This window comes from Nocardia gamkensis NBRC 108242 (genome assembly GCF_001612985.1).
Lineage (GTDB): Bacteria > Actinomycetota > Actinomycetes > Mycobacteriales > Mycobacteriaceae > Nocardia > Nocardia gamkensis.
Genome location: NZ_BDBM01000107.1, coordinates 1 through 1,319 on the forward strand (window position 1 = coordinate 1; position 1,319 = coordinate 1,319).

At 66.6% G+C, this 1,319-nt stretch carries 1 protein-coding gene; it reads left to right on the plus strand.

What is annotated here, in order from left to right:
* Positions 1 to 1,319, plus strand: a 1,319-nt coding sequence (locus NG1_RS34820) for an RNA polymerDNA-directed RNA polymerase subunit B (RefSeq protein ID WP_501193580.1), incomplete at both ends; no start/stop codon positions are given.

Genomic DNA, 1,319 nt, shown 5'->3' on the forward strand with positions numbered 1-1,319 from the left:
CGTGGACAAGCGCGACACCGTGGGTGTGCGCATCGACCGCAAGCGCCGCCAGCCGGTCACCGTGCTGCTGAAGGCGCTGGGCTGGACCACCGAGGAGATCGTCGAGCGCTTCGGCTTCTCCGAGATCATGATGTCGACCCTGGAGAAGGACAACACCGCCGGTCAGGACGAGGCGCTGCTGGACATCTACCGCAAGCTGCGTCCGGGTGAGCCGCCGACCAAGGAGTCCGCGCAGACCCTGCTGGAGAACCTGTTCTTCAAGGAGAAGCGCTACGACCTGGCGCGCGTCGGTCGCTACAAGATCAACAAGAAGCTCGGCATCCACGTGGGCGAGCAGGTCGTCGGTTCGGTGCTGACGAAGGAAGACATCGTCAACACCATCGAGTACCTGGTCCGCCTGCACTCGGGCGACAAGACCATGACCGCCCCCGGTGGCGCCGAGGTTCCGGTGGAAGTGGACGACATCGACCACTTCGGCAACCGTCGCCTGCGCACCGTCGGCGAGCTGATCCAGAACCAGATCCGGGTCGGTCTCTCCCGTATGGAGCGTGTCGTCCGCGAGCGCATGACCACTCAGGATGTGGAGGCGATCACGCCGCAGACCCTGATCAACATCCGCCCGGTCGTCGCCGCGATCAAGGAGTTCTTCGGAACCTCCCAGCTGTCGCAGTTCATGGACCAGAACAACCCGCTGTCGGGCCTGACCCACAAGCGCCGCCTCTCGGCGCTGGGCCCGGGTGGTCTGTCCCGTGAGCGCGCCGGCCTGGAAGTCCGTGACGTCCACCCGTCGCACTACGGCCGGATGTGCCCGATCGAGACCCCGGAAGGCCCGAACATCGGCCTGATCGGCTCGCTGTCGGTGTACGCGCGGGTCAACCCGTTCGGCTTCATCGAGACCCCGTACCGCAAGGTCGTCGACGGCCGGGTGACCGACGAGGTTCGTTACCTGACCGCCGACGAGGAGGACCGGCACGTTCGCGCGCAGGCCAACTCGCCGGTCGACGCCGAAGGCCGCTTCCTCGAGGACCGCGTGCTGTGCCGGCGTGGCAACGAGGAGAACGAGCTCGTCGCCGCCAACGAGGTCGACTACATGGATGTGTCGCCGCGTCAGATGGTGTCGGTCGCGACCGCGATGATCCCGTTCCTCGAGCACGACGACGCCAACCGCGCCCTGATGGGTGCGAACATGCAGCGTCAGGCTGTTCCGCTGATCCGTTCCGAGGCCCCGATCGTGGGTACCGGCATGGAGCTGCGCGCGGCCGTGGACGCGGGCGACGTGGTGGTGAACGAGAAGCCGGGTGTGGTCGAGGAGGTTTCGG